This is a genomic window from Microbulbifer thermotolerans, assembly GCF_900112305.1.
Lineage (GTDB): Bacteria > Pseudomonadota > Gammaproteobacteria > Pseudomonadales > Cellvibrionaceae > Microbulbifer > Microbulbifer thermotolerans.
Map to the genome: position 1 here is coordinate 128,912 of NZ_FOKT01000009.1, position 26,375 is coordinate 155,286.

Annotated in this window: 21 protein-coding genes; 13 read left to right on the plus strand and 8 right to left on the minus strand. The window is 59.7% G+C overall.

The window, feature by feature from the left end; translation table 11 throughout:
• Nucleotides 1–2: 2 nt before the first annotated feature.
• Together BM155_RS14760 and BM155_RS14765 are read right to left on the minus strand one after the other, a co-directional pair.
• Nucleotides 3–1,742, minus strand: a complete 1,740-nt coding sequence (locus tag BM155_RS14760; protein WP_074903944.1) for a hypothetical protein — start codon at nt 1,740–1,742, stop codon at nt 3–5.
• A gap of 382 nt (nt 1,743–2,124) precedes the next feature.
• The gene (locus BM155_RS14765; RefSeq protein WP_067155875.1) at nt 2,125–3,051 is read right to left on the minus strand and encodes a winged helix-turn-helix domain-containing protein; all 927 of its coding nucleotides are present in this window, start codon (nt 3,049–3,051) and stop codon (nt 2,125–2,127) included.
• A gap of 185 nt (nt 3,052–3,236) precedes the next feature.
• Between BM155_RS14765 and glnE the strand changes: the two genes are divergently transcribed.
• The 3 genes from glnE (at nt 3,237) to BM155_RS14780 (ending at nt 8,747) form a co-directional block, all read left to right on the plus strand.
• Nucleotides 3,237–6,092 (plus strand): bifunctional [glutamate--ammonia ligase]-adenylyl-L-tyrosine phosphorylase/[glutamate--ammonia-ligase] adenylyltransferase, encoded by a 2,856-nt coding sequence (glnE, locus tag BM155_RS14770; protein WP_074903946.1) that lies wholly within the window; start codon nt 3,237–3,239, stop codon nt 6,090–6,092.
• A 118-nt stretch (nt 6,093–6,210) separates the two neighbouring features.
• A complete protein-coding gene (locus BM155_RS14775) occupies nt 6,211–7,173 on the plus strand; it encodes a branched-chain amino acid transaminase (protein ID WP_067155869.1) in 963 nt (320 codons plus the stop codon).
• 182 nt (nt 7,174–7,355) lie between these two features.
• Entirely contained in the window at nt 7,356–8,747 is a 1,392-nt protein-coding gene (locus tag BM155_RS14780; protein WP_083421218.1) for an O-antigen ligase family protein, read from the plus strand.
• Between the two features lie 51 nt (nt 8,748–8,798).
• Here the strand turns inward: BM155_RS14780 and BM155_RS14785 are convergent, their stop codons facing one another.
• Nucleotides 8,799–10,142, minus strand: coding sequence for a UDP-glucose dehydrogenase family protein (locus tag BM155_RS14785; RefSeq protein WP_067155864.1), 1,344 nt, complete (start codon nt 10,140–10,142; stop codon nt 8,799–8,801).
• A gap of 228 nt (nt 10,143–10,370) precedes the next feature.
• On the opposite strand from BM155_RS14785, the gene BM155_RS14790 reads away from it, so the two are divergent.
• Complete coding sequence (locus tag BM155_RS14790) at nt 10,371–11,273, plus strand: ELM1/GtrOC1 family putative glycosyltransferase (protein WP_254773206.1); 903 nt, start codon at nt 10,371–10,373, stop codon at nt 11,271–11,273.
• A gap of 51 nt (nt 11,274–11,324) precedes the next feature.
• On the opposite strand, the gene BM155_RS14795 is transcribed toward BM155_RS14790, so the two are convergent.
• On the minus strand, nt 11,325–11,990 hold the full coding sequence (locus BM155_RS14795; RefSeq protein WP_074903948.1) for a YrbL family protein: 666 nt from the start codon (nt 11,988–11,990) through the stop codon (nt 11,325–11,327).
• On the minus strand, nt 11,983–13,098 hold the full coding sequence (locus BM155_RS14800; RefSeq protein WP_254773207.1) for a glycosyltransferase family 4 protein: 1,116 nt from the start codon (nt 13,096–13,098) through the stop codon (nt 11,983–11,985). The genes BM155_RS14795 and BM155_RS14800 overlap by 8 nt, the downstream gene beginning before the upstream one ends.
• A gap of 156 nt (nt 13,099–13,254) precedes the next feature.
• Between BM155_RS14800 and waaA the strand changes: the two genes are divergently transcribed.
• Nucleotides 13,255–14,571, plus strand: a complete 1,317-nt coding sequence (gene waaA, locus BM155_RS14805; protein ID WP_074903952.1) for a lipid IV(A) 3-deoxy-D-manno-octulosonic acid transferase — start codon at nt 13,255–13,257, stop codon at nt 14,569–14,571.
• A 205-nt stretch (nt 14,572–14,776) separates the two neighbouring features.
• Here the strand turns inward: waaA and BM155_RS14810 are convergent, their stop codons facing one another.
• Entirely contained in the window at nt 14,777–16,279 is a 1,503-nt protein-coding gene (locus BM155_RS14810) for a TolC family outer membrane protein (protein ID WP_074903954.1), read from the minus strand.
• A 295-nt stretch (nt 16,280–16,574) separates the two neighbouring features.
• Here BM155_RS14810 and BM155_RS14815 point away from each other — a divergent pair, with 295 nt between their 5' ends.
• From BM155_RS14815 to BM155_RS14835, 5 genes are all read left to right on the plus strand, one after another.
• Nucleotides 16,575–17,240: a paraquat-inducible protein A gene (locus tag BM155_RS14815; protein WP_067155848.1), complete on the plus strand. Its 666-nt coding sequence runs from the start codon at nt 16,575–16,577 to the stop codon at nt 17,238–17,240.
• Nucleotides 17,237–17,893 carry a paraquat-inducible protein A gene (locus BM155_RS14820; protein ID WP_067155845.1) on the plus strand — a complete coding sequence of 219 codons (657 nt, stop codon included), beginning with the start codon at nt 17,237–17,239 and terminating at the stop codon, nt 17,891–17,893. The genes BM155_RS14815 and BM155_RS14820 overlap by 4 nt, the downstream gene beginning before the upstream one ends.
• Nucleotides 17,886–20,267: a PqiB family protein gene (locus BM155_RS14825; RefSeq protein ID WP_083421220.1), complete on the plus strand. Its 2,382-nt coding sequence runs from the start codon at nt 17,886–17,888 to the stop codon at nt 20,265–20,267. Before BM155_RS14820 ends, BM155_RS14825 begins: the two co-directional genes overlap by 8 nt.
• An 18-nt stretch (nt 20,268–20,285) precedes the next feature.
• Nucleotides 20,286–20,831: a DUF4136 domain-containing protein gene (locus tag BM155_RS14830; RefSeq protein WP_074903956.1), complete on the plus strand. Its 546-nt coding sequence runs from the start codon at nt 20,286–20,288 to the stop codon at nt 20,829–20,831.
• Nucleotides 20,832–21,065: 234 nt separating this feature from the next.
• Entirely contained in the window at nt 21,066–21,617 is a 552-nt protein-coding gene (locus tag BM155_RS14835; RefSeq protein ID WP_067155836.1) for a DUF4136 domain-containing protein, read from the plus strand.
• Nucleotides 21,618–21,926: 309 nt separating this feature from the next.
• Here BM155_RS14835 and BM155_RS14840 read toward each other — a convergent pair whose 3' ends face one another.
• Nucleotides 21,927–22,979 (minus strand): glycosyltransferase, encoded by a 1,053-nt coding sequence (locus BM155_RS14840; protein ID WP_067155832.1) that lies wholly within the window; start codon nt 22,977–22,979, stop codon nt 21,927–21,929.
• A gap of 30 nt (nt 22,980–23,009) precedes the next feature.
• Nucleotides 23,010–24,050 carry a glycosyltransferase family protein gene (locus BM155_RS14845; RefSeq protein ID WP_067155829.1) on the minus strand — a complete coding sequence of 347 codons (1,041 nt, stop codon included), beginning with the start codon at nt 24,048–24,050 and terminating at the stop codon, nt 23,010–23,012.
• 146 nt (nt 24,051–24,196) lie between these two features.
• On the opposite strand from BM155_RS14845, the gene BM155_RS14850 reads away from it, so the two are divergent.
• The 3 genes from BM155_RS14850 (at nt 24,197) to BM155_RS14860 (ending at nt 26,330) form a co-directional block, all read left to right on the plus strand.
• Nucleotides 24,197–24,853, plus strand: coding sequence for an NUDIX domain-containing protein (locus tag BM155_RS14850; RefSeq protein WP_139223287.1), 657 nt, complete (start codon nt 24,197–24,199; stop codon nt 24,851–24,853).
• An 88-nt stretch (nt 24,854–24,941) separates the two neighbouring features.
• Nucleotides 24,942–25,463 (plus strand): DUF1249 domain-containing protein, encoded by a 522-nt coding sequence (locus BM155_RS14855; RefSeq protein WP_083421221.1) that lies wholly within the window; start codon nt 24,942–24,944, stop codon nt 25,461–25,463.
• 54 nt (nt 25,464–25,517) lie between these two features.
• Complete coding sequence (locus BM155_RS14860; RefSeq protein ID WP_067155819.1) at nt 25,518–26,330, plus strand: metallophosphoesterase; 813 nt, start codon at nt 25,518–25,520, stop codon at nt 26,328–26,330.
• The last annotated feature ends 45 nt before the right edge of the window (nt 26,331–26,375 follow it).

Sequence of the window (26,375 nt, forward strand, 5' to 3'; positions counted from 1 at the left end):
CGCTACAGCAGTTCTCCGCCCAGTACATCAGTACAGGCTGCCGCATTTTCTTCATAGGTGATGAAGTTGTCGTCCGCGCAGCGATAGGGGGTCCGGTATTGTTGCGGGCACTGGCCCTCACCCGCTGAAATCAGGCTCGGGTCAACTTCGGGGTAATAGGAGACAGATCCGTTGATCGTCTCTACGAGTGTTTGCCAGGAACCAGAAGCATCGGATTCCATCACCACTTCATTATCTTCGACCCAACGAATTTCTTCGCAATAGGTTTCCTCGGTATCACCGCCCCAGATGAGGTGTAAGAGAATACCGTCGTCATTGCTTGTCTGGCTGTTGTCAGTATCGGTATCGTTACCGGAGGAAATTCCTGCCGGGCCGGCCCCAAGGCGATTGAAGATGACCTGTTCTTCACTGGTCTCAAAGGTCATTAAGTTGCCATTGACGAACATTTTCAGGTCTGCGGTGCCGACAAAATCGGAGAGACCGTATTCATTAGTGTCAACAAAAATGTTGCTGATGGTCACTACGCCGGTTTCCGCATCGTAGCTGTAGTTGCCCACCTCGGCGCCGTCGTCCTCAGCTTCTACATAGGTGCCGTTTTCCAGGAAAGCGATCATCACTAGATCCCCTTCCTCAAGGGCATCGGAGGATTCGGTGTCGGCAACCCAGACACCCTGCAGACCGTTGGCTACTACCCGGTAGGTGGGGATGCTTTCTGCTAACTGGTCTTCCTCGCCGTTTTCCGCAGACTCAAAAATACTGAGGGTGGCGTCGTTGCCGTCGACCTCGAAAGTAATATATTCACCATCCTCTTGGTTGAAGTCGCCGTCTTCCGGGTCGTGTAGACCGATACCTCCATTTTGGTCAGAAATCATTTCGGTGGCTTTCAGTACTTTGTCCGAGCCCAGACTGTAGAAGCCCCATTCCAATCCCTCTTCGGTTTCGTCTGGGAACTCCTTTTCCTCCACATGGAGGTAAGTGCCGTTGGTCTCATCGAAAGCCAGGAAAATAAAGTGGTTGGTACCATTTCCGGTTTCATCGCTGGTATCCAGCACCCAGCCTCCGGTCAATGAGTATTCGTTGGTATAGCCCAGCTGCTCTTCCTCAAGTGTGCTCTCCAGGTGGGCTTGGGCCTCTTCCATGCTGACCAGCTCAGTGACGACTTGATCCTGCCCGCCATTCTCAATCAGAGACTGGACTACTGAAGATGTGGCGAAATCTTCAGGCGATTGAGCGAAGAATTCCTCAGTGGACAAATTGGGGTCCTTGCTGCCCACTGCCGTGTCGCTGATAGTGATGTTGTTGCTCGGGTCTCCATCCGTATCCAGAGATTGCAGCAGGCGTGCCATGTTGATTACGGTGTTATCGGAGGTATCGGTAGTGCCGGCAATATCCAGTGGGGTCACTTTTCCCATGGCGGCCGCCGGAGGAAACTCCAGGCTACCAATAAAGAAAATCACTGTGTCACCTGGCTCGTAGTCGTATTCACCATTGGCGTTGGTGACCCCTTCGTGGGTTGTATTGCCGTCGCTATCTACTGTGCGATAACCGATATTGACCACTGGGCTGTCGATAAAAACACCAGTTTCGGTTTCGACTGGATCTTTTGGATCAGTCGTTTTTACCGGTGGAGAAGTTGGGTTGTCTTGTTTGTCGTTATTGCTGCTGCCACCGCATGCAGACAAAGTGCTGATCAGTAGTGCGGTGGTGGATAAACGTAAGATTTTATTTAGGGATGGTGACATGACGTTGGCCCTTTCTATTGTTAGCGGCTTGGGAGTCCGAGCCCCGGTCCCGTGTCTGAATGGCGCCGGGCTGAAGAGGAGGCATTCGGAGTACTTCTTTGTCAGAGTGATGAGTTAAGAAAGGTTAAGTGGCACTGCTTAAGGGAGTCTTTCCTATGGCTGAAAGGATGTGATCAGCGGTGAAAAGTTGTGACGAGATATGACTGGAGGAAGAATTAAGGCGTTTCTGATTAATTTGTATCCTGGCGGCAAAGATACTTCGAGGCTTGAGCAGCCCGGAGCCAACCACAAGCGCACGTAAATTCATCGCGGCCGTTTAGCCTGTTTCCTCACCTGGCGGTCGCTGGCCGCAGGGTGAGCAGGACATATCAAGATGAAGGCGTTATAGGGCGTGGGCGGGTTGGTTATTGCTGTGCTCGAAGAGCGGCAGGATCAGGTCATAAAGGTCTTGTGGGGTGGCGGCGACGCCTTGGCCGCCGAGTTCGGCGAGCAGCTCGCGCTGCGCATTACTGGGTAGAATGGTGTAGAGGAAAAAAGGGGTATTGTCTTCCCTTCTGCGCAGCTCTTCTACAAGCCTGAAGCCTGCCAGAGGCTTTTCTCCGCGGCCGAGATCCGAGATCACCGCGGTATAGCTGTCATACATTGACAGTATTCTGAGGGCATCGACACTATTGGTGACTTGGTACACCGCGATCCCCTGGCTCTCCAGGTAGCGGGCTTCCGCCACATTGTTTTCCGGGTGATCATCCACCCACAGCACGCGACCGATGGTGTTTGGCGGTTCTCCGATACGCAATTCCTGTGTTTCGTCCTCGCGCCGGAGCTCCAGTCCCAGCCAGGTAGCCGCTACCGTGGCCGCCAGCGCTGCGCCAGCCCAGGGGCGCCAATGCGCGATCCGGCGAGATGGTTTGGTGGGGCGTCCGGGGGAGGGGGCGATAGCCGCGTCGGCGCTGATGAAGCATTGCGCCGTGATACGGTAGCCAAAGCCATGCACTGTTTTCAGGGCTTGCCCATCGGTGCCTAGGCTCTTGCGTAGGCGCCCGATCAGTTTGGCAAGGGAGTTTTCCTGCACTACCTTGCCTGGCCAGGCTATCTCCAGTAGATCCTGCTTGCTGACCGGCTCACCGTTATTGCGCAGAAGCGCAATTAGAACGCTGTAGCAACTCCAGTCGAGATTGACGGGGTTTTCGCAAATATGAATAGTGCTGTTGCCTTCTTCGACCAAGGTATTTCCGAATTTCCATGACTTCGGCTGCTTTAAGCCTTTTACTGATTCGGAATCCGGTTTCGAGGCTAATTCTTGTTTCATCTGTAACGGTGAGAGAGGCGAAGGTGGATTACATAGTAAAGTTTGGCGCCAATTTCCCGCACATGATACGTCGTGTGGTCATAGTGTGCCAGGAGATGCTCTTGCTCTTCTCGAGAAGGGGGAGAAGATTAGCAGGATAACCCAGAGCCGAGATAACATTACGCGACTGCGATAGGAAGTCGGAAATGCCACTACGAATTGAATCTTGCCCGTCACAATTTCAACACCAACTCAATGAGCGGTGGACTCAATGGCGGGAATCCGCAGGAGAAGATGTCGTCGGGAATACAGACACTTTGTTGGAGGATGTATCCCTGCAGCGGGCTGTGGCGCGTAGCTTCGTCGGCTCTGACTTCTTCTATCGGCAGTGCTGCCGCAGTCCTGAGTTACTGCCCGAACTGCTGCAAAATGACGATTTGGGTCTCGCTTCTATTGATATTGAGCAGTTTGGCGATGACGAAAGCCTCGACCGTGAATTGCGCAAACTGAGAAACCGCGTTACAGCCGAAGTAATTTATCGGGATTTCGCAGATCAGTGGGATATTGCGCGGGTTTGCCAGCGCCTGACTGAGCTGGCTGAAACCTGTATACAGGCTGCACTCGCCTGGCATTACCGGCAACTGGTCAACCGCTACGGTGAACCGCGCGATAGAGAGGGGAATACCCAGTCCCTGATCGTGCTGGGCATGGGCAAACTGGGAGCCCGCGAGTTGAACCTGTCCTCGGATATCGATCTGATCTTCGCCTACCCCGAGCCGGGCGAGACAAGCGGCGAAAACAGTGTCGACAACCAAAAATTTTTCCAGCGTCTGGGCCAACGCCTGATTAAGTCCCTGGATGCGATCACCGCGGACGGCTTCGTCTTTCGCGTCGATATGCGCCTGCGGCCCTATGGCGACAGCGGCCCGCTGGTGAGCCACTTTGCGGCGCTGGAGGATTACTACCAGACACAGGGCCGCGAATGGGAGCGCTACGCAATGGTAAAGGCGCGCCCTGTCGCCGGTGACGCTAATGCCGCTGCCGAGCTGATGGAGCTGCTGCGGCCTTTTACTTACCGCCGCTATATCGACTTCAGTGCCATAGACGCATTGCGCGAGATGAAAACCCTGATCCAGCGCCAGGTGCGCGCCCGGGGCCTCGGCGATAACGTCAAGCTGGGCCGCGGCGGAATCCGCGAAGTGGAATTTATCGTTCAGGCTTTTCAGCTGATCCGCGGCGGCCGAGAACCCGCCCTGCGCGAGCGCAATCTGTTGCAGCTTCTTCCCCTGCTGGAGAGTGGTGGTCACCTGGAGCCCGGTATCGCGCAAAAACTGGCAGACGCATACCAGTTGTTGCGGCGGGTAGAGCACGCCCTGCAGGCAGAGCGCGATCAACAGACTCAGACTCTGCCGGCGGAAGAGGAGCGTCGGCAAAAACTGGCCTTCGCTCTCGGTCGAGACAGCTGGGAGCAATTGTGGGGTGAGCTGACCGAGGCGCGCGCGGTGATAGAGCGGGAATTCGACGCGGTGATTGCCCCGCCGGAGGACATTGCCCCGCCGAGTGCCGCGGAAGAGTGGGAAGCGCTCTGGGCCAGCTGTGACAGTGAGCCTGCCGCCAGCGAAGCGCTGAGAACTTTGGAGTCCGCCGGTGTGGAGCCTGCGCATGAGGCGCTGGATTTATTGGCGGAGCTGAGGGTGTCGCCCGTGGTGGCGACGCTGCCGAGTGCCTCACGAGAACGCCTGGACCAGTTTATGCCGCTGCTGCTGGCGGCCGCAGCGCGGGAGCAACAGCCATTGTTGGCATTGACCAGGGTGCTGCCGCTGGTGCGCGCGGTACTGCGCCGCAGTGCTTATCTGGTGCTGATTAACGAAAACCCGCCAGTATTGAAACAGCTGCTGCGTCTCTGTGCCGCCTCCCCGTGGATCGCTGAGCGACTGGCCAGGCACCCGATACTGTTGGACGAGTTATTGGACCCGAGGCGCCTTTTGGCGCCTGCGAAGGCCTCCGATATTTCCGACGAGCTGCGCCGTGAACTGCTCAGAGTTGATCCCCAGGATCTCGAAGTGCAAATGGAGGCGCTGCGCCACTTCAAGCAGAGCCAGAGCCTGCGCATTGCCGCCCAGGAAGTCAGCGGCGCACTGCCACTGATGAAGGTCAGCGATTCCCTGACCTGGCTGGCGGAGGCGATATTGCAGCAGTCGCTGCAGTTGGCCTGGACTCAGCTCGAGGAAAAACACGGCGCGCCCGCGGGTGCGTCCCGGGAGGACATGCGCTTTGCGATCATTGCCTACGGCAAGCTCGGCGGCCTTGAATTGGGGCACGGATCAGACCTGGATCTTGTCTTTGTGCACGATGCCGATCCGATGCAGTACACCGGCGGAGAGGCTTCCATCGACAACCTGCGTTTCTATACCCGCCTGGCTCAGCGCCTGATCCATATATTGCAAACGCGCACACTGAGTGGCCCCCTGTATGAGGTGGATACGCGCTTGCGCCCTTCCGGTAACTCTGGCCTGCTGGTGACATCCCTCGCCGCTTTTGAGAAATACCAGCGCGAAAATGCCTGGACCTGGGAGCACCAGGCACTGGTGCGCGCGCGCCCGGTGGCGGGCAGCCGGCGGCTGTGCGGGGCCTTTGAGCAGCTGCGACTGGAATTGCTTTGCCAGCCGCAAGATGAAAAAAAACTGCGCGAAGAAGTGGTCGTCATGCGCGACAAAATGCGCGCGCACCTGGATAAGAGCAACGATCAATCCTTCGACTTAAAGCAGGGGCGGGGCGGTATTGTCGATATCGAATTTATGGTTCAATATGCAGCTCTGGCCTGGGCGCACAAAGCGCCATCGATAGTGCGTTATACCGACAATATTCGCATTCTCGAGAGTCTGAGGGACGCGGGCCTGATGCCGGCCCACCAAGCCGGGCATCTGATCGACGCCTACAAAGCCTACCGATCTGAAGGTCATCGCCTGGCATTACAACAATTGCCAGGGGTTGTTAGCGGTGACCAATTCACAGCGGAAAGAAAGACCGTTCAAACAAACTGGCGGCAACTGCTCGGCTGAATAACTGCCGGAGTCTCTGCAGCCTACACTGTTTTTATCGGATTTCCTGCACCCGCAGGAGCGCCCGCCGGCGGCTCCTGCGCGCGGTGCAGACAGCGAATTTTGTAGGAGTTTCCCCATGTCTTTTGCCGACCGCGACGGCGTAATCTGGTTTGATGGCGAATTGATTCCCTGGCGTGACGCGCGGGTCCACGTGCTCACCCACACGCTGCACTACGGAATGGGCGTCTTCGAGGGGGTGAGGGCTTATCAAACGGAATCCGGCACCAGCATCTTCCGGCTGCAGGATCACACCCGGCGGCTGTTCCGCTCAGCCAAAATCATGAATATGGCCATGCCCTTCGACGCCGAACAGTTGAACGAAGCGCAGAAACTGGTGGTGCGCGAGAACAATCTGAGCGAGGCCTATCTGCGGCCGATGGTGTTCTACGGCTCCGAGGGCATGGGCCTGCGCGCGGATGCGCTGAGGACACACGTGATTGTCGCCGCCTGGGAGTGGCCCAGCTACATGAGCCCGGAAGCGCGGGAGCTGGGAATCAAGGTGAACACCTCTTCCTATACCCGTCACCACGTCAATATCACCATGTGCAAGGCCAAGGCCAACGGCAATTACATCAACTCGATGCTGGCCCTGCAGGAAGCGATCCGCAACGGTTGTGAGGAGGCGCTGCTGCTCGATCCGGAAGGCTATGTGGCCGAGGGCAGTGGCGAAAATATTTTTATCGTCGCCAACGGTATTCTTTACACGCCGGAACTCACCTCCTGCCTGGATGGCATCACCCGCAACTCGGTGATCGAGCTGGCGCGGGAGTGCGGCTATCAGGTGGTGGAAAAGCGTATTACCCGCGACGAGGTTTATATCGCCGACGAGGCTTTTTTTACCGGTACTGCCGCCGAAGTACTGCCGATCCGCATGCTGGACGGTCGCACTATCGGCGCCGGGCGCCGCGGTCCTATTACCAAGCGTTTGCAGCAGCTGTACTTCGATGTGGTGCAGGGGCGCAGTCAGGCTCATCTGGGCTGGCTCACCGATGTCGCTGAAGTGGGACTGGGTGAGACAGGCCGCCTGGCCGCGGTCTAGCAGCTGTGAAACTGTTCTCGCTGACGGCCTGTTGATTTGTAGAGCCGTCAAGCGACTTCCCGTAAAATAGCCGCCCTCCGCTGCCGGCCTTCCGCTGGCGGGGGCGGCTATTTTTATCTCTGTTGCCGCCAGCCGCTTGCCATATAGATCACCGGTGCATCAACGTACTTTGGGAGCGGCTTTTGATTCTTCCAGACGGTATTTCCGAAAGGCTGAGCAGCGCCGGGGGGACACTCTGGCAGCGCAACCACCTCTTGGATATTCCTCCTTTCATGCAGTTATTCGGTGGCCTGGTCGTACTTTTTAGTGCGATTGCCTGGCCCCTGGCGGAACCCTTGTCGGGGCCCACGGCCATTCTGCTGGTGTTGATCACGGGCTGGGCGGTGTTCCGCCACGGCCGGCATTTGCTCCGTTCTCCGGTCGCCTGGCTGTTCGCCGCCGCACTCGCGGTGCAAATCGCTTCCTGGATTTCGGTGCAATTGTCGCATCCGGAGTGGGCCGAATCCTCGCCAAAGATGCACAGACTGGGACACTGGTTTGCCTTTGCCGCTATCGCTTGCTGGCTCGGTGGCAGCACACGCAACGCGCTGGCCTTGTGGACGGTGGCGCTGGTCTCCCTGCTGCTGACCCCCTGGGTGACCGGCGGTGGTTTCGCCGAGTGGACGGCGGGCGCCGCCGGTAAACGCGTCGACTTCGGTATTCGCAATGCCCAGCATACCGCCATGTTGTTTGGCACTGCACTGATCGGCCTTCTGGTGTTGGCGCCGCGCCTGTTTCGCTGGGCTCGCCGTTCCGCCTATACCCTGTTGCCGGTGGGCCTGTTGTGGTTGGCGGCTGTGATTGCCTGTTCTTTGGCTGTGCTCTACACCCAGACCCGCGCGGTGTGGCTGGGGTTGGCGCTGGCCGTGCTGTTTCTCCTGACGGCGGTCCTGTGGGCGCAATTTGCCGGGTTTGGCCGCCGCCGCTTGCGTCGGCTAGTGGTGATGTCGACGTTGATTCTCGCGCTGTTGGTCGCTTTGGGGGGCAAGTTCGGCGGTATAGTGGCCGAGCGACTGGAGTATGAACACCATGCGATAGGCCTGGTCCTTGCGGGGGATATCGATTCGGTGCCCTATACCAGTACCGGTATCCGCGTACATACCTGGGTGGACGCGCTGCCGTGGATTCAGGAGCGTCCCCTGTTGGGCTGGGGCGGCAAGGGGCGCCGCTTGGTGATAGAGCATTCCGAGACTATGCCCCGGCAGTTGAAAGACACCATGGGGCATTTGCACAACAGTTATTTGGATCTGCAGGTGAACAACGGCTTGCTGGGCAGCCTGCTGTTGCTTGCTCTGATCGGTTGGCTATTGCTGGCGAGCCTGCGGGCCTGGCGGCAGGGTGTGTTGCCGGGAGATCTGTTGCTGTTTTTCCTCGGCTTTATGCTCTACTGGCTGTGGATCAACTGTTTCGAGTCCTATCTATTTTTCGGTAGCGGCGGTTATGTGTTCGGCCTGGTTTGCGCCGGTGTGGTGACGCACGTCTTGCGGGCGGGGTATTCAGTGAAAGGCGCTGAGAGTGCTCTGAAGGGAGCGTGAGCTGCAGGTTCGGTTCACAGTCGGGGCGCTGCGCGCCCCTTCTTTTAGCGGTTAGCGCGCCGCCGGTATCCGCGGGCGCCCCACGCAATAGTAGTCGATGCCGGAGCGGGCCAGCTGTTTGGGGTCGTAGAGGTTGCGGCCGTCGAAGATCACCGGGTTTTTGAGACCGGAGGTCACGGCTTCGACATCGATGGCTTTGAACTGCTGCCACTCGGTGGCGATGATCAGAGCATCGGCCCCGGCCAGTGCACTCTCCTTGGTACCGCAAAGTTGCAGGCCATCGCGCACACCGTAGATGCGCTGGCATTCTTCCATCGCCTGCGGGTCGAAGGCCTGCACTCTGGCGCCTCGCTGCCAGAGTTGCTCCATCAGCACACGGCTCGGCGCTTCGCGCATATCGTCGGTATTGGGTTTGAAGGCCAGGCCCCACAGCGCAAAGGTTTTGCCGCTCAGGTCGTCGCCGAAGTGCGCGCAAATTTTTTCCAGCAGGTAGCGCTTCTGGCGCTCATTTCTCTGTTCCACGGAAGCCAGGATTTCCGGGGTTACGTCCAGTTTACCGGCGGTGGTGATCAGTGCCTTGACGTCCTTTGGGAAACAGGAGCCGCCGTAGCCGATGCCGGCGTAGATAAAGTGGTAGCCGATGCGCGGGTCCGAGCCTATCCCCTGGCGCACCTGCTCTATATCCGCGCCGACGCGATCGGCGATTTCCGCCATTTCGTTCATAAAGCTGATCTTGGTGGCCAGCATGCAGTTGGCGGCGTACTTGGCCAGTTCGGCACTCTTGATGTCCATGGCCATGATTTTTTCGTGATTGCGGTTAAAGGGCGCATACAGCTCGCGCAGGGCCTCCTCCGCTTCCTTGCTGTCGGTGCCGATAATAATGCGGTCCGGGCGCATGCAGTCCGCGACCGCGGAGCCCTCCTTGAGGAATTCGGGGTTCGAGACCACGTCGAAAGCCAGATCTCCCGCGCCGCGCTTGTCCAGTTCGGATTTTATAGCCTCGCGCACCTTATCGGCGGTACCCACCGGCACAGTGGACTTGTTGACGACGATTTTGGATTCTCCCATGTGTTCGGCGATAGTCCGAGCCACGGTCAGCACATGGCGCAGGTCGGCGGAACCGTCTTCGTCCGGCGGAGTGCCCACGGCGATAAAGATAATCTCGCCGTGGTCCACACCGGTTTTGGCATCGGTGGTGAACTGCAGGGTACGGCTGGACAAGTTGCGTTCCACAAGGGGGGCCAGACCCGGCTCGTAGATGGGTACCTGGCCCTTGTTCAAGGACGCTATCTTGTTTTCATCGATATCGATACAGATAACCTTGTGCCCGGCTTCCGCCAGCACCGCCGCTTGAACCAAGCCCACATAGCCGGTCCCAAATACAGTTACATTCATTCGCTTGTCTCAACTTCCGTCGATCTCAGGGTAAACAGCCGATGCTGGCGTTCAATGCGGCAATTGTACCTGAGTTCGCGTGGATACCCGAACGGGATCCCACCGGAGAATCGCCCTCGCGAGCTTGTCTTTGTATGGGTGCGGCTTGCCTCGACGCAGGGTTTCGCTTGGAAGCGGTGGATGGGCTATGCTTTACGCCCATTTTTTTGCTGGTTTGAGGCGGTTTCTTTGCAACTGACGGTCTGGCGTTTCCTGGACGGCAACCGCGCGCACGAAAAACAGAGTGCGGCACTGGTGGCTGGTCTGCGGGCCTCTTTTGGTGGAGAGGGTGGAGTGGCGAGTTTCGATATTCCCTGTCCGCCTTCGTTCTTTTCGCGCGTGTTTTCCGATCCCGCGCAATCGCGCGGACTGCCAAAGCCGGATTTTATTATCGGCACCGGCAGCGGCAGCCGCTGGCCCATGCTGGCCGCCCGCCGGCATCACGGTGGCCGTGCGGTGGCGATCAATTTGCCGCTTCTGCCGTATCGCTGGTTTGATTTCGCCATAGTGCCGGAGCACGATCGGCCGCCGCCGCTGCCCAATATAATTCTGAGTCAGGGGGCGCTGACCGAGCCGCTGCCGAACTCCAGTATTCAGTCCGGGCGCGGCTTGATACTTGTGGGAGGCCCGAGCAAACACTTCACCTGGGATCTGCAGTCGTTGCGGCAGCAGCTTGAGCGCTTGCTGGCACACCCACTCGACTGGCGGCTGTCCGACAGCCGCCGCACACCGGATGGAAGCCTGGAATCCGTCACGGGGGCCAAGCTTGTACACTGGCGGGAGTGTCCGCCGGGCTGGCTGCAAGAACAACTGGCCACGGCGGAGCAGATCTGGGTGACCGAAGACAGCATCTCCATGGTGTTTGAATCCTTGCAGAGCCGCGCGCGAGTGGGAGTTTTGCGGGTGCCCAGTAAGAAAAAGGCCAACAAGGTGCGCGCCACAGTGCAGCGCCTGGTGGATCAGGGAATGGTGACCGACCGTCTGGAGGACGTGTCCGCGCCGTTTGCGCCGGTCCGCGAGCCCCTCAATCAGTACCTGGTGTGCGCGCGGGCGCTACTGCGCCGCTGCGGCTTACCGGTTGCGGACACCTGAGAGGGTGCGCTTGCCCGAGTATAGGGGAGCCCCTATGTCACAGACGCTTCCTCAACGTTTGAGACCGCGCGCCTCGAATTTGCGCCAGGGCAGGCTTTTATCGGACAGTTCCCACTCAGTGCGCAGCCACATGCGCGCAATGCGCCGCTCGATATAGCTGTCGGCGAAATAGTCGAAATGCGCCGGCAGAGGTAAAAAGGCCGCGCTGCCGAGACCGTCGATCAGGTACAGCTCCAGTTGCCCTTTCTCTTCTCGCACCACTAAATTGTGGGGGATCAGGTTTTTGGTCAGTACCCGGTGGTGCCGCAGCCAGTCGCAAAAGCGTTCCATCGCCGGGTGGATACGATCGTCCAGGCCTTGGCTGTTTAGGTATTGGCGCAGTGTCGGCGCCGGCTCTCCCCGTGCATCCAGGATCATATCGGTAACCGCGCCCGGCCCCAGGCTGGTCTCGCGGATGCCATACCAGCGCGGCAGATGTCGCCACAGCGCATCGTCGCCTTGGCGCAGAGCGCGCTGGGCATAGCCCTGTTGCTCGCGCAGGTTGTCGTCGAAGTAACTCTCACCGCGCCAGCGCTTGTACCAGGGCGCGCGGGCGACAAGTTCCGCACAGCGGCCCGGGCGCATTACCTTGACGCATAGTGCCGGGTCTTGCGGGTGGCGGAAGCAGAGGCGGTTGCCGCCGCTGGCGAAAGGCGTGCTGTCGCTCAAGTCAATCACGGTGCAGCTCCCGCTCTTCCAGTAGCGATTGATAGATTTCGATGGTGTGTTGCGCCTGGGCTTGCAGGGTAAACTCCGGCGCTAGATGTGCCCGTTCCGCCGGCGTGTCGAGCAGTTCACAAGCTTTGCGGTACAGGGCGTGGGGATCGGATTTTTGCACCAACCCGCGGGGGAAGCAGGCGCGCAGGGACTCCGCCGGGCCGCCGATATCGTAACCGATGATTGGTGTACCCACCGCCGCCGCTTCGATGACGGTGCGGCCGAAAGGCTCGGGGCGTTGCGACAGGTTGAACACCAGCGCGGACTGCTTGTACCAGTAACGGATATCTCCGCGGTGGCCGACGAAGGTCACCCGGTCTTCAATGGCGAGACTGCGCACCCGTTCTTTCAGTTCTTCCTCGTAGTGGGTTTTGTTTGGCTCGCTGCCGCCGAGAATAACGCCGTGAATATCCGCGTGCTTCTCCGCAAGGCGCGCCATCAATTCGATAAAATCCTCCTGCCCCTTCCAGCGAGTCAGGCGCCCCGGTAACAACAGCCAGCGCTTGCCGCGCAGCTCGGGAAATTCACCACAAATGTTTTCCAGCCAGTTATCCGGCAGTTGCAGTGTCGGGAAAAATTCATTGGTATCCACACCGCGGTAAACGAGCGCGGGCGTTCGCTGCAGATATTTGCCGTAGTTTTCCTGCAGGTAGTCGAGCACGCAGCTGGATATCGCGATTACCTGCTCGCTTCTCGCCATGATGGCGCTATAGCGGTTGATCGAATAGAGACCGTGGGCGGTACTGACCAAGCGGGGCCGGGAGGCTTGCGGCATTTTCTTCCAGGCCAGGTAAGTCAGCCAGGCGGGAATGCGGGAGCGCACGTGCAGAATATCCGCCTGCAACTCCGTGAGCAGTTCGCGCAGTGGGCGCACCTGCCACAGGCTGGAGAGGGACTTCTTGTGGATCGGCATGGCGATATGCCGCGAGCCTTCGCGCTCGAGCTGCTCGACCATGCGGCCGCCGTTGGAGATCACAATGGATTCATGCCCGGCTTCGACCAGGGCGCGGGCGAAATCCACGGTGCCGCGCTCAACGCCGCCCGAGTTTAAGGCGGGCAGCAGTTGCACTACTTTCAAAGGCTCAACTCCGATTACAGACGTGGTAGGTATCCGCTCGATGGTATGATGGCGGCCTCCCGGAAAGGGTGGCAATTATAGGCAGCGGGGCTGTATCGCGTACAGCGGAGGGCCCGCGGCCAGGAATTTTTTCGGTTCTTTTCTTAGATGCGCAATCTTTACACTTGGTTATTTCGTGCCGCTGTCCCTTTGATTCTGTTACGTCTGTGGTGGCGCGGGCGGCGGGAGCCGGCGTACCGGCAACGGCTGCGGGAGCGCCTGGGGCGGGTACCGGTGCGCGCCAGCCGTGCGCCCCTGATCTGGGTGCACTCGGTTTCTGTGGGGGAGACCCTGGCGGCGGTCCCGGTGATCGAACAGTTGGCGGCGCGCCACCCCCACTGGCAGTGGCTGGTGACCACCACCACCCCCACCGGCTCGGAGCGGGTGGGCGCGGCACTCAAACCGCTGCTCGGCGGGCGGCTGCTGCACTATTACCTGCCATACGATCTGCCCGAATGTCTGCGTCCCTTTCTCGACGCTCTGCGGCCGAACCTGTTGGTGATTATCGAGACGGAATTGTGGCCCAACCTGCTCGCGCTCTGCGCGGAGCGCGGAATGCCCACCTTGCTCGCCAATGCACGCCTGAGCGAGAAATCCGCCCGTGGCTATGGGCGTTTCCCGCGCTTGACCCGAGCTATGCTCAACAACTTGACCCGGGTGGTGGCTCAGTACCCGGCCGATGCCGGGCGCTTTGTCGAGTTGGGACTGCCTCAAGAGCGCGTGGTGGTCAGTGGCAATATCAAATTCGATCTGGATATCGACTTGGGCATGGTCAGCGAGGCCCAGGCGCTGGCGCACCAGTGGCGCGGTCGCGACCACCGGCGGGTGTGGCTGGCAGCCAGCACCCATGCGGGCGAGGAAGAAGTGGTGCTCGATGCCTTCGCCCGGCTGCGGTGCGGGCACAAGTCGTTTGAAGACCTGCTATTGGTGCTGGTTCCACGCCATCCGCAGCGTTTTGATGATGTTGCGCGTCTGTGCCGCGATCGAGGTTTTCGGCTGCTGCGCCGCAGTGACGGCGGCCCTCCCGGGCCGGAGCATCAGGTTTTGCTCGGCGACACTATGGGTGAACTGCTCAAGTTCTACGGTGCCTGCGAGCTGGCCTTCGTCGGCGGCAGTCTGGTACCGGTGGGCGGGCACAATATGATCGAGCCCGCCGCCTGGGGTGTGCCGGTGATTTGCGGCCCGCATCTGCATAACTTCGCCGCAGTGGCCGAACTCTTGTCCCGGGTTGGCGCCTTGGCGGTGGTGGAAGATGCAGAGAATCTGGCGCAGCAGGTGCGGAAGTGGCTCGAGGATGACAGGGCCAGACGCAGTGCGGGCGCCCGGGGCAGAGATGTGGCACAGGAGAACAGCGGCGCACTGCTGCGGCTGCTGGAAGAAATCGAGAAACTGCAAGAGAGCGCTTTCCGGGGAGTCGCTGATTGACGCGTTTGAGCGCTGTCAGTGATTCCGGCGTTCAGGCAGCGGGACAGCTGCTTCACATCAGTGCAGGCGACTGCCAAACACGCCCTGTATCCAGGGTCTTCGGAATCTTCCCCTCAGCGTTGGGGCCTTATCCAGCGTTGGTCTTCCCACATGCGCATGAGCAAATCAATTAGAAGCGGGCGGACAATGTCCGCCCGCTAGCGATTTATTTAACTGCCGGCACGGCGCTGGTTTCCGCAACGCGGTTGACAGGTTGGGCCGGGTTGAGCCTGGCTTCCAATTGCTGCAGGTCGTCCGGTGCCAGAAGGCCCGCCACCCGCTTCAAACTCAGGGTGTTGATAATGTAATCGTAGAGGGCATTGGCGTAATCGGTCTGTGCCTGGAACAAAGTGCGTTGTGCCAGCAAGACGTCGACGATATTGCGCGTGCCCACCTCGTAACCGGCCTGGGTCGCATCCAGGGCGCTTTTAGCGGAGACAACCGCCTGTTCGCGGGCCTTCACCCGGGAGACATCCGTTACTACCGCGCGGTGCAGCGTGCGCGTGTTCTGCACCGTGTTGCGCTGGGTCAGGTTGCGCAGGTCTTCCGCCTGGAAGGCCAGATTGCGCGCCTCGCGGCGGCTGGCACTGAGGCCGCCGCCGGTGTAAATGGGGACGCTCAGTGTGAGCGCTGCGTACTTGGTTTCAGTGGTGGTATCGATGGGTAGCCTGATGTCGTCTGCGTCCGGGACAGACGTGTCTGCATGGCCGTCCTGATAGTACTTCTGATAGGTCAGGGAGCCGGTCAGGGTCGGCAGGTGTTCGCTGGCGGCGGCGCGGGCGCCGTAGCGCGCGGCGTCCGCGGCCAGGCGCGCGGCTTTGAGGTCAAAGTTATTGGCCAGGGCGAAATCCACCCAGGCGGCGCGCTCGATCGGCTCCGGCGGCGCCACCTGGAAATCCCCCCGCAGAGGGGCGACTGTGTCGTGGTGCGAACCGGTAAGTACCGAAAGTGCGTCGAAATTGCTCAGTAGGTCGTCTTGGGCGGTGAGGCGGCGGGCCACGGAACTGTCGTAGGCGGCCTGAGAGTCGTATACATCGGTGATCGCCGTCAGACCCACTTCAAAGCGTTGCTGGGTTTGCTCCAGCTGCTTGGCCAGGGCCTCTTCCTCGGCAAGGGCCGCTTCCAGTACATCGTGGGCGCGCAGTACATTGAAGTAGGCGGTGGCGACGCGCAGCATCATTTCCTGCTGGTTGGCACTGAACTCCGCCGCGGCCTGTTCGCTGGCCATGGCGCCCTGCTTATAGCCGAACCAGGCCGGCAGATCGAAGATGGCCTGGCTCAGGGTCGCGGAGTAGGTGCGCTCGTCCGTGTCCGAGTCAGTGGTGTTGGGTACCGGCAGAACGCCCTGATCGAGGAAGGTATAGTTAAACTGGGTTGAATTGTTGCGGGTCCGGCTGGCTTCGGCCGAGGCGCTGATCTGTGGCAGCAGCGCCGAGCGCCCCAGGTTTTTGGCCTCGAGGCCCGCGTGGTAGGCGGCGCGGTCGGCGGCCAGTTGCGGGTCGTTTTCCAGAGCCTGCAGGTATACCTCCCACAGCGTGTCCGCCTGTGCCTGCATGGCGCCGAAGCCGAGCAGTGCGGCGGCGAGCGGTGCTTTCAGGGCGGCGAAAATCTGGTTTTTGAGCGGGCGCAAATGGCTGCCCCGCGTTTTGTTGCGTTCACTTCTTTTCATCGGTATCGACTTCCTGTGACGGGTGCGGTCTTACAAGCGGGCAATGCTGCCAGTCTCCCCAAATCTGTCGCGTGAGTGTACCCGTGGGCCGCGGGGGCGTCGAGGCGACGCCCGGGGCTTTTTGGTATATCTTCGTTAAACCGAAGCGGCTGTGCGGCAACCGGTAAACACTGGTGGCGCTGGGGAATAGCCGCGGTTCCCTGATTGGGGCGTCGCGCGACAATTCAATAGACGCGACAAAGCCGGTTTTGGATGCGGCAAATATTATGCAGAAAAAGGCAAGGATTTCCGGCAGATGCAAAGAGGGGCAGATGTGATGCAGCGCCGCTGGCAGCGCGCCTGCCACGAGTGCGATCTGCTGATAACCGATGCCCTGGCACCGCCTGGGCAAAAGCTGGTGTGTCCGCGGTGCAATGCCGTGTTGCACCGCAACCCAAAAAACAGCATCCGCTACACTGCGGCGCTCAGCCTCACCGGACTGCTGCTTTTTATTCCCGCCGCGACTTTGCCGCTCATGCACTTTTCCATCTTTGCCTTCAGTGGGGAAAGCACGCTGCTAAATGGTGTCGCCGCGCTGTTTAATGCCGGTTATGTATGGCTATCCGCTTTGGTACTTTTCTGCAGCGTGTTGGCCCCGCTGGTCAAATTTCTGTTGCTGGCTTTTATTTGCTGGGGCAGTGCCTGGGCTTTTCTCGACGGTCCGGTAGCCGTCGCGGTGCGCTGGTACCGGCACCTGAAGGAGTGGGGCATGTTGGACGTGTACATGCTCGGGGTATTGGTGGCGCTGATCAAGATGCGTGATCTGGGCAAAATGGAAGTGGATGTCGGCCTCTATTGTTTTGTTGCCATGATGCTGGTGGCCAATCTGACCACGTTAAGCTTCGACCCCCATGTGGTCTGGGCACGCATGGAGCGTCGCCGGCGGCGCGCGAGGGCGGCCGTTGCGGGGGGCACGCAGTGAGGCTTCCGCAGAAGGCCCTGTCGCACGGGCTCACCAGCTGCCTTTCCTGCCACCAGCTGGTGCGGTTGCCCGCGTCTGGCTCCTGTACCTGCCCCCGCTGTGGAGGTCGGGTGCACGGGCGTATCGAAGGCAGTCTAATGCTGACCTGGGCGCTCGCCATCACCGGTGCACTGCTTTTGCTGCCGGCCAATATTTTGCCGGTGATGACGGTGATTTATCTAGGCTCCGGCGAGCCGAGCACGATTATCAGCGGTGTGATGCAGCTTTATAACGCCGGTCTCTGGGGGATTGCGTTGGTGGTGTTTGTGGCCAGTATCGCGGTGCCGGCGATGAAGCTGATGGGACTGTTCCTGTTGCTGATCCAAGTTCAATTGCGTCTGCCGCTGCTGCCGCTACAGTCAATGAGACTCTACCGTGTGGTGTCCGGAATCGGCCGCTGGTCTCTGCTGGATCTGTTTATGATTTCCATACTGGTGGCGCTGGTGGATATGGGGGTCATAGCGCAAGTGGTTGCAGGCCCGGGCAGTACCGCCTTTGCCACCGTGGTGGTAGTCACCATGTTGGCGGCGCGCAGCTTTGATCCGCGCCTGATCTGGGACGTTTACGACCAGCGCTGTTTCGACAACGAGAACCCGGGGGCGGGGAATGAGTGACGATGATTCGCCAAAAAAACTGCCGCCGGGCAGCGGGGATTACAGCGACGGCCCACAGCAGGGGCTGGTTAGGCGCAGTCGCGGTCTGCCGTTGGTGTGGTTGTTGCCGCTGACCGCGGCGCTGATCGCGCTGTGGTTGCTGTACAAAAATTTCACCCAGGGAGATATCCACGCGACCATTCTCTTCCGTTCCGGCGACGGCTTGGTGAAAGGCAAGACACCGGTGAAATACTCCGGTGTGGATATCGGGGTGGTGACGGATTTCAAGCTAGTACCGGACGCACCGGAGCTGGGCGGTGAAGACGGTGTACTGGCGGAGGTGGATTTCAGCCGCAGCGCCGAGCACCTGCTGGTGGAGGGCTCCGATTTCTGGCTGGTCAGACCCGAGTTCACCATTACCGGGGTCCGCGGTCTGGAGACGTTGCTGTCCGGCAACTATATCGCCGTGGAGCCGGGCAGCGGCGCGCGCAAGCGCAAATTTGTGGCTCTGGATCGACCGCCGGCCTTTGTGCGCGGAGACGGCCTGCGGGTGGTGCTCAAGGCGCCGCGGCTGGGTTCTTTGAACCGCAGCTCTCCGGTCTACTACCGACAGCTGAATGTGGGGCAGGTGGAGGACTTCCGCTTGAGCGAAGACGGCAACGGTGTAGAGATCAACCTCTTTATCCGCCGCGAATTCGCCCACCTGGTGCACCGGGGCAGCCGCTTCTGGAACAGCTCTGGTCTCAGTATTGAAGGTGGCATCAGTGGAATCACCATCAATCTGGAATCCCTGGCCGCTCTGGTAGCCGGCGGGGTCAGCTTCCACACCCCGGAGGAGCAGCGCCACTCCCCCCTTGCGGTCAACGGCAGCCAGTTTGAACTCTACGACAGCTTTGCCGCTGCCGATGCCGGCATTCCGGTGACCTTGAATTTCGATCGTGGCGTCAGTGTCAGCCCCGGCACTCAGGTGGTTTACCAGGGTATAAAGGTGGGGGAGGTGAGCGAGGTCAAAGCCAACCGCCAGCTCAATGGCATGGAGGTCAAGGTGTTAATGGACCCCATTACCGATGACCTGCTGACCGAAAACACCCGTTTCTGGACCGCGCCGCCGACGCTGGACATCGCCGGAGGGCTGGACAACCTGCTCAAGGGGACCCGTATTGAAGTGGATCTGCGCCACGGCAGCTATTCCCGCCGGGCCTTCGACGCCCGCGCCGGGGCGCCACCGCGGGACCCGCGAGTGCCGGGGCTGCACCTGCGCCTGACCGCGCGCAACCCCGGCTCCCTGCAGCGCGGCGCCTCAGTCTATTACCGCCGCATCGAAGTGGGGCGTGTTCAGGGAATGGAGTTGCGCGAGGATGGCAGCGGTGTGGAAGTGTACGCGGTGATCGAGCCGCGCTACGCGCACCTGGTAAATCGGGAGACCCGCTTTTGGAATATCAGTGGTCTGCGCGCCAGTGCCAGTTTGAGCGGCATTGAAGTGGAAGCGGATTCACTCTTGTCGTTACTGCGCGGCGGTATTGCATTCGGCAGTCCGCCATGGGCACATAAGACGGCTGCGCCAGCTCAGAGTGGCGACAGCTTTCCCCTCTACAGCAGCCGCGAAGCGGCGCTTGAGGAAGGGGTCACTATTCACATCATCCTGCCCGATGCCGAGGGCCTGCGGGAGGGGGCGCCGGTGCGCTACAAGGGGATACAGGTGGGCGAAATCACACGCCTGCGCCTGGAACAGGATCTGGGCGCTGTGCGGGCACGGGCCAAACTCTATCGGCGCGGAGAGGATTTCGCCCGCGAGGGTACCCGAATTTGGGTGGTGTCACCGCAAATCGGTATCGGTAAGCTGGCCAACCTCGATACCTTGGTTACCGGCCGCTACCTGGCGCTGGAGCCCGGTGACGGTGGCGAGCAGACCGAGTTTGTCGCCAGCCTGCAGCCGCCGCGGGACCCGCTGGCGGAGGCCATGAGCCGCCCGGGCCTGACCCTGATTCTCGACGCCGCTCGGCGGGGGTCTCTGGTGGCCGGCAGCCCCGTCTATTATCGCCAGGTGCAGGTGGGTGAAGTGACCGGCTTTGACCTGGGGGAACTGGCGGATCGGGTCTACATCTATGTACATATTGCGCCCCGCTACCGTACTCTGGTGCGCGAAAACACGGTATTCTGGAACGCCAGTGGCGTGGAAGTGAACTTCGGCTTGAAAACCGGACTCACCGTCCATACTGAATCCACACAGGCGCTGCTCACAGGCGGCGTCGCCTTTGCCACGCCGGAGGCGCCGAAAATGGGGCGTGAGGTGGAATCCGGCAGCCACTTTCCCTTGTATTCGGAGCCGAAACCCGAGTGGTTCCGCTGGAGCCCCAAGATAGAACTGTATCTTGCCGACGAGCCGGCCAAGTAGAAAACGAAAGGAGTTGTTATGAGAACTGTAATTGTTGGTCTGCTCGGGCTGTTGCTCGCAGCGTGCCAGGACGTTCAAGTGCAGAGAATCGAGCCCGCGGCGGCACCGGTGGCTTTTTCCACTTATGCCTGGAGTCAGGCGGCGCTTTCCGATGTCCCAGAGGCATCGGCACAACTGGTGGAGCTGGATCAGGAAATGCGCGCGGCGGTGACCGCGGAACTGCAGATGCGCGGCTATCGACAAGTGGAAGATACCGGAAGCGCGGATATGCTGGTGGACTACCAGGTGGCGGTGGTGGAAGAGACGTTTTCCGGCGACCCCACCGATCCCAGCTGGGATGCCCAGTTTGACAGTAACGCCCCCGCTGGCGTGGTGGAACTGCCGGCTCGCACTGGCGCGCCGCGGGTCACCCTGACGCTCGGTATCGGCCGTGCCGACAGCGTGCCGATATGGGGAGGCAGTGCGACAAAATTGCTGACGCGCCCGGAGAGCGCCGAAGAGCGCCAGCGCGTGATTGGTAACACGGTACGCGAGCTGCTAAAAGATCTGCCGGCGGCCTATTGAGGACAGCTCACAGTAGAGCAAAGCGACTTCCGGGCGTTCTTTGTGGGGCGGTTAGCCGCTCCGCTCCCGGAGGAAAAGCGCAAATGATGGAATAGCGATAGTGACGCCGCCACATAAAGCGATGTTCACGTGTGAATCAATCGGCGGTTGTCACATGTGAAAAAACAAACAATAAGGAATAATTTTTTCGGTACGGATGCCGATTCTTCAGCAATCTTGTATTTGGAGGCAGGCATGAGTGCCATTCTGCGGTCCACCTTTTTGTTGCGCTCGGGAATTCTGGCCCTGGTGGTGTTGTTGGCGAGCTGTGCGTCCGCGCCGCCAGTGGCGGTGGACTACGATCCCCAGGCAGATTTTTCCAATCTGCACAGTTACTACCTGCTCGATCCCCTTGCCACTGGCCCTGTGTCGCCGCTGGAAATTAAGCGCATGAAGCGGGCGGCGGACGACATACTGCGGCAGCGCTATATGGCGGCCGACAACGCCGAAAGTGCGGATTTTTTGGTGCGGGTGCAGCTGCACTCCGTGGATAAGGTCGCAGTTTATGACGACACCCTGGCATTTTACGGTGGTTACCGGTACTGGGGCTTCGGTTGGCGCGCGCCGCTGCATGTGCGCGAGTACCGGGAAAATACCTTGGTGATGGATGTCCTCTCCCCAGACAATTCACCGCTCTGGAGTGGCAGCCTGCGCTCCACCGCCGCCCGCTATGACGACCCAGTGCAGCGGCAACAGCAGTTGCGGGAAGAAATGGCGCAGCTGCTGGGCCGTTTCCCGCCCAACTGATCCGACATCCCCTTCACAAGCGCTCCGCCGCCTCAGCAGGCACTGCCAAACGGGGCGCGGAGCCTAGGGAACCTCTGATTCATTCACTTCCCGGCGTAAAACTCTTTGGAGCCAGATGAGAAGCTCAGGTGATAGGCTGGCCATTTCGAAACCGTCGGATACAAGGATGTATCCGGCGGAGCTACAGGGAAGTACTCGTGCGTTTTCGAAATGGCCAGCCTATTGCCTGAGCGCCCCGGAAGCTACCATAGTATTCACGCGAATTAATCAGAGGTTCCCTAGCTGCAAAGTGCTTTTGTAAAACGCCGTTTACCGCCCCTTTTCCAGCAGATGCTGGTATAGCTCCGTGTAGGCGGCGACAATATGCTGCTTTGAATAGCCCTTCGCGTACACCTCCGCGGCACTTTCCACCAGCTGTTCGCGCAATCCGGGGTTTTCCAGCACTGACTTGATGGCCGCAGCCAGTGCGTCGGCGTCGTCGATGGGGGTGAGCAATCCGCTCAGTCCATCGGTGATAACCTCGCCCGGCCCCTGAGACTTGGTGGCAACGATTGGACAGCGGTGGGCCCAGGACTCCATTACGATGGAACCCAAACCCTCATGCCGCGACGGGCATACAAAAAGGTCTGCTGTACGCATCAGCGCCGTGACATCGGTGCGCCAGCCGAGAAAACGCACCCGGGTGTCGAGCCCCAGCTTGTGACACAGCGCTTTGAGCTTGGCCTCTTCCGGGCCGGAGCCCGCCAGCCACAGCATTGCATCGGGAATCTGCGTTAGGGCGTGCAGCAGTACGTCAAAGCCCTTGTTTATGTGCAGGCGGCCGGCCGCCAGTATCAGCGGCCTGTCGGCCGGGGTGTCAAAACTGTCCCGTGCCAGCGGCTCCACCGGTGTTTCGTCGGCGAAATTGGGGATGTGGAAAATCCGTTCCTTGGGCAGCCCGCCGTCCACCATATGCTGGCAGATGCCCTTGCTGATACCGATCCAGTAATCCGCGTGGCGGTAATACTTGAGGTTGTAGTAGTGTCCCAGTCGGTTGACCAGCAGATAATCCGGGGAGGATTTGGTTGTGATGCTGGCCCGGCCCATCCAGGTCATAACGATATCCGGGCGGTAGTTTTTCAGCGCGCGCCGGTAGGCCGACTTGCCGATCACATCAAGCGGGCCGCCAAAGCTGAAACCTTCGGTTTCCACGCCGTTGTGGCGCAGCGACTGCACGCGATGCGCGTGGTTGCGGATAAATGCCTTTTGCGCAAGTTCCGGGCGTTCGTTGAGGCCGCTGACCAGACGCACGAAAAAATTTTCCGCTCCACCCCGTTCGGCGCCGGCCAGCACCTGGGCTACTCGTATTGGCTTGTTGCTCATAAATAAAAAACTTCGTGAGTTGCGCCGACGTTATTTCAGTGTGCCGTCCAGCTTGATATCGCGTGCCCAAACATAATCGTGGCTGAAAGGCTGAAGGGTAGATGCCTCGACAATGTATTGGGCATAGAGTTTCGAATTCATCTCTGTGTGGAAAAAATTCCGTGCACGTGCGGCCCAGGCACGGCGCTTGGCGTCGTCGCCGTGGAATTCACGGATCTTTGCCAACAGGTCGTCTTCGTTGCTGAAGTAGACTACGCTTTCCGGTGGCAGCAGTTCGTCGAAGTGCAATTTATCACTGGTGAATTGCAATATGCCGTTGCCCGCCAGCTGTGCCATGCGCGCGGAAGCGTACCAGTAGTGGGTATCCTGGCGGTTGAAGTTGAGGCCCATTTTGGTTTGTGCCAAAGCCCGGTCGTAATCCCGCCCCCACACCGGCGGTTCGCCGAAACTGCCGTAGGTTTTGAAATTCAGCTCGTCGCCGAGCTGGTCTTTGAGGTATTTCACCATCTGCAGGCGCTTGGTGAAATTGTTGCTGTTGCTGCAGAAAAGCAGGTCGATGGGGAGATCGGTGCGCTGCGAGTTGTCCAAATTCTCAATTGCCGGTTCCACCGGGTTCGGCATGTGGTAGACGCGTGCTCCGATACCCTCGAACATTTTCAATTCGCGGCGGCCGGTGGAGACAAAAATCGCATCGGTCACTTCGGCGCGGTGCTTGATCCGCTCCACATTGCTGGGTACGAAGAGCGGGTCGTTGTTGCAGTGGGCGATAATGCAGTTCGGTTGTTGCCGTTTGATCGCTTTGAGTGTGTCGTTGCTGATCATGTCGCAATGGCCTGCGATCACCAAATCCGGATCGAAGGCCTCCACTGTCTCCAACAGGCGGCGGTTGGCTTTGCCCACCCCCAGATCGCGGATGCCTAGCGGCGCCTCGAAGGCGGCTACATCGCGGTCGCTGAAAACCTGGGTATAGTGATCGTTCTTGATAAGACCAAAGGTCAGCTTCTGCGCCCAGCTGACCCGGGTCTTGCCGTAGCGGCGCAGTTGCTGGTAGGCGATGTTGAGCACTCTCATAAGGTGCGTTCTCTGTACTGCCAGGGGAAAGTGAGGCGGAAAAATTTCTGGCCGCGTGGTCACGGATTTTTCCAGGCGGCAAAGTATAACAGCTGGCCGGAGGCGAGATAGCCCGCCAGCGCGGTTCACGGAGTGCAATAATGAAAATGAAAGACAGAAATGAGGACTTGTCCCCGGAGTTTGATCGCAGCTCAGTAGAAATTATTTCCCGCAAGCCCGTTTTTCAGGGATTTTTCACCATGCTGCGCCTGCGTTTGCGCCACCGTTTGTTTCGCGGCGGCTGGAGCGCTGAGTTCGACCGCGAATTGTTCGTGCGCGATCCGGCGGTGGGGGTGCTGCTATACGATCCCGTGCACGAACTGGTGGGGCTTACCGAACAGTTTCGCGTTGGCGCGCTGGAGCGCCCCGGGGGGCCCTGGTGTCTGGAGGTGGTCGCGGGTATGGTGGAAGAAGGCGAGTCCTTCGAAGATGTGGCCAGACGAGAGGTCTACGAAGAGGCGGGCCTGCAAGTGGAGCGTCTGAACTTTATTCGCAGCTATATGCCGAGCCCGGGCGGCAGCTCCGAGCGACTGCACCTTTACTGTGCGCTCGTGGACCTGCAAGGCGCAGGGGGAAATTTCGGTCTGCCACAGGAAAACGAAGATATCCGTCTGCGGATATTTCCGCTGCAAGCGGTGTTGGATGCGATGGAGCAGCGGGAGCCGGGAGCCCATTGCCCGATCGACAACGCGGCTACCGTTATCTGTATGCAGTGGCTGCAGCTCAATTACCGGCAACTTGCTATGCAAACGATTTCGGAATGACTGGTCAGCGTAAATTTTGTTCGTCTGCCCGTGAGGGTGTGCAAACTGAGATCTGAATCACAGCGATATTAGAATTGGAGTGTCAATAATGGCCCTACTGACCGAGACCGGGACGGTTGCCGAGCAAAAGGCAAAGCTGTCGCTAAAGGGCAAGAAAAAACCGGCATATCGCGTAAATCTGCCGGCCTATCACGCTGACTGCGATGCCAATTATCTGCGTCTGTGCAAACTGCTGCCGGAGCTGGACAGCAGGGAGCGCTGGCGTTACCGCATGCCCCATGGGACTGTTGAACTGCTCGTGCTGGAGCGCTCCAGGTATACCACGGAAGTGTGCCTGAGTGCCGAGGCTGTTGCCGGCGACCGCCGTTGGATAGCGCCGCCGAACATTACCGTGCGCCTCTATCACGACGCGCGCATGGCGGAGGTAATCGCAATTGATGGACACGGGCCCGTGGGCGGCACTGGTGTCGATCACGTTTATCCCAATCCGCGGATGCAGAGGGCAGATGAGCGGCAGCAAGTTAATCGTTTTCTCGGAGAATGGCTCGGCCACTGCCTCGCCAATGGTCGCGCAGAATTTGAATTAGTGCTGGATGGCCGGCGATTCTAGTATTTCCGGCCCGCACAAATCGGTATGACATGGATGTCAACAATAGGTGAGTAAGTGAGTTGCGAGCACAGAGAATCGAGTGGGCCGTCACATCGCCTAGTTCAGTTTACTGACCCCCATATTGGCGGTCGGCCCGACTATCAGTTGTTGGGACTGGACACCGGGCGCACCTTGGACGAAGTGTTGCGCGCCATCGCCCGCGACCAGGCGAAGGCCGAACTAATGGTGGCCACCGGAGACATCAGCGCCAATGGTAGTGAGGCCGCATACCGCCGCTTTCTGCAGAAAATGCAGTCGGTGCGTACGCCCTGGCGCTGGCTGCCCGGTAATCACGACGACCCTGCGCGCATGCGGCAGCTGGCCCCGCGCCGCTCGGCGGAGGTGGCCAACTTGGGCAACTGGCGCCTGTTGCTGCTGGACACCAGCGTGGAGAATCAAATCTGCGGCGGTCTCAGTGAGGAGCAGCTGCGGCGATTGCAGCAGCTACTCGAGGAATCCCGCGAGCACCCGGTGATGATTCTGATGCATCACCAGCCGGTGCCTGTGGGCAGTGACTGGATCGATGGCCATATGCTGCGCGAGGGCTGTGAACAGTTCCTGCGCCTGGTCCGCGCGGCACCCCACGTTAAGGCCCTGGTATGGGGGCATGTGCACCAGCAGTTCGATGGCAATTTGGACCATATTGGCCTGCATGCGACCCCTTCCACTTCGGTGCAGTTCACTCCCGGCAGCGGCCCCTTCTCGGTGGACGATGAAATGCCGGGCTACCGCTGGTTCGACCTAAAGGAGGACGGTACCTATACCACCGGTGTAGAGCGGGTCACCGTATCCGAATACAGTGTCGACCTGGCCTCCGCCGGTTACTGAGGCGTCCCTTTACGGTTCTTGGCTGTTATTGCCGGCTGCCAGTTT

Bases quoted from the DNA above. Each gene is read 5' to 3' on its own strand.
- BM155_RS14760 (WP_074903944.1), bottom strand. From the start codon at position 1,742: ATGTCACCATCCCTAAATAAAATCTTACGTTTATCCACCACCGCACTA.
- BM155_RS14765 (WP_067155875.1), bottom strand. From the start codon at position 3,051: ATGAAACAAGAATTAGCCTCGAAACCGGATTCCGAATCAGTAAAAGGC.
- glnE (WP_074903946.1), top strand. From the start codon at position 3,237: ATGCCACTACGAATTGAATCTTGCCCGTCACAATTTCAACACCAACTC.
- BM155_RS14775 (WP_067155869.1), top strand. From the start codon at position 6,211: ATGTCTTTTGCCGACCGCGACGGCGTAATCTGGTTTGATGGCGAATTG.
- BM155_RS14785 (WP_067155864.1), bottom strand. From the start codon at position 10,142: ATGAATGTAACTGTATTTGGGACCGGCTATGTGGGCTTGGTTCAAGCG.
- waaA (WP_074903952.1), top strand. From the start codon at position 13,255: ATGCGCAATCTTTACACTTGGTTATTTCGTGCCGCTGTCCCTTTGATT.
- BM155_RS14810 (WP_074903954.1), bottom strand. From the start codon at position 16,279: ATGAAAAGAAGTGAACGCAACAAAACGCGGGGCAGCCATTTGCGCCCG.
- BM155_RS14815 (WP_067155848.1), top strand. From the start codon at position 16,575: ATGCAAAGAGGGGCAGATGTGATGCAGCGCCGCTGGCAGCGCGCCTGC.
- BM155_RS14825 (WP_083421220.1), top strand. From the start codon at position 17,886: ATGAGTGACGATGATTCGCCAAAAAAACTGCCGCCGGGCAGCGGGGAT.
- BM155_RS14830 (WP_074903956.1), top strand. From the start codon at position 20,286: ATGAGAACTGTAATTGTTGGTCTGCTCGGGCTGTTGCTCGCAGCGTGC.
- BM155_RS14835 (WP_067155836.1), top strand. From the start codon at position 21,066: ATGAGTGCCATTCTGCGGTCCACCTTTTTGTTGCGCTCGGGAATTCTG.
- BM155_RS14840 (WP_067155832.1), bottom strand. From the start codon at position 22,979: ATGAGCAACAAGCCAATACGAGTAGCCCAGGTGCTGGCCGGCGCCGAA.
- BM155_RS14845 (WP_067155829.1), bottom strand. From the start codon at position 24,050: ATGAGAGTGCTCAACATCGCCTACCAGCAACTGCGCCGCTACGGCAAG.
- BM155_RS14850 (WP_139223287.1), top strand. From the start codon at position 24,197: ATGAAAGACAGAAATGAGGACTTGTCCCCGGAGTTTGATCGCAGCTCA.
- BM155_RS14855 (WP_083421221.1), top strand. From the start codon at position 24,942: ATGGCCCTACTGACCGAGACCGGGACGGTTGCCGAGCAAAAGGCAAAG.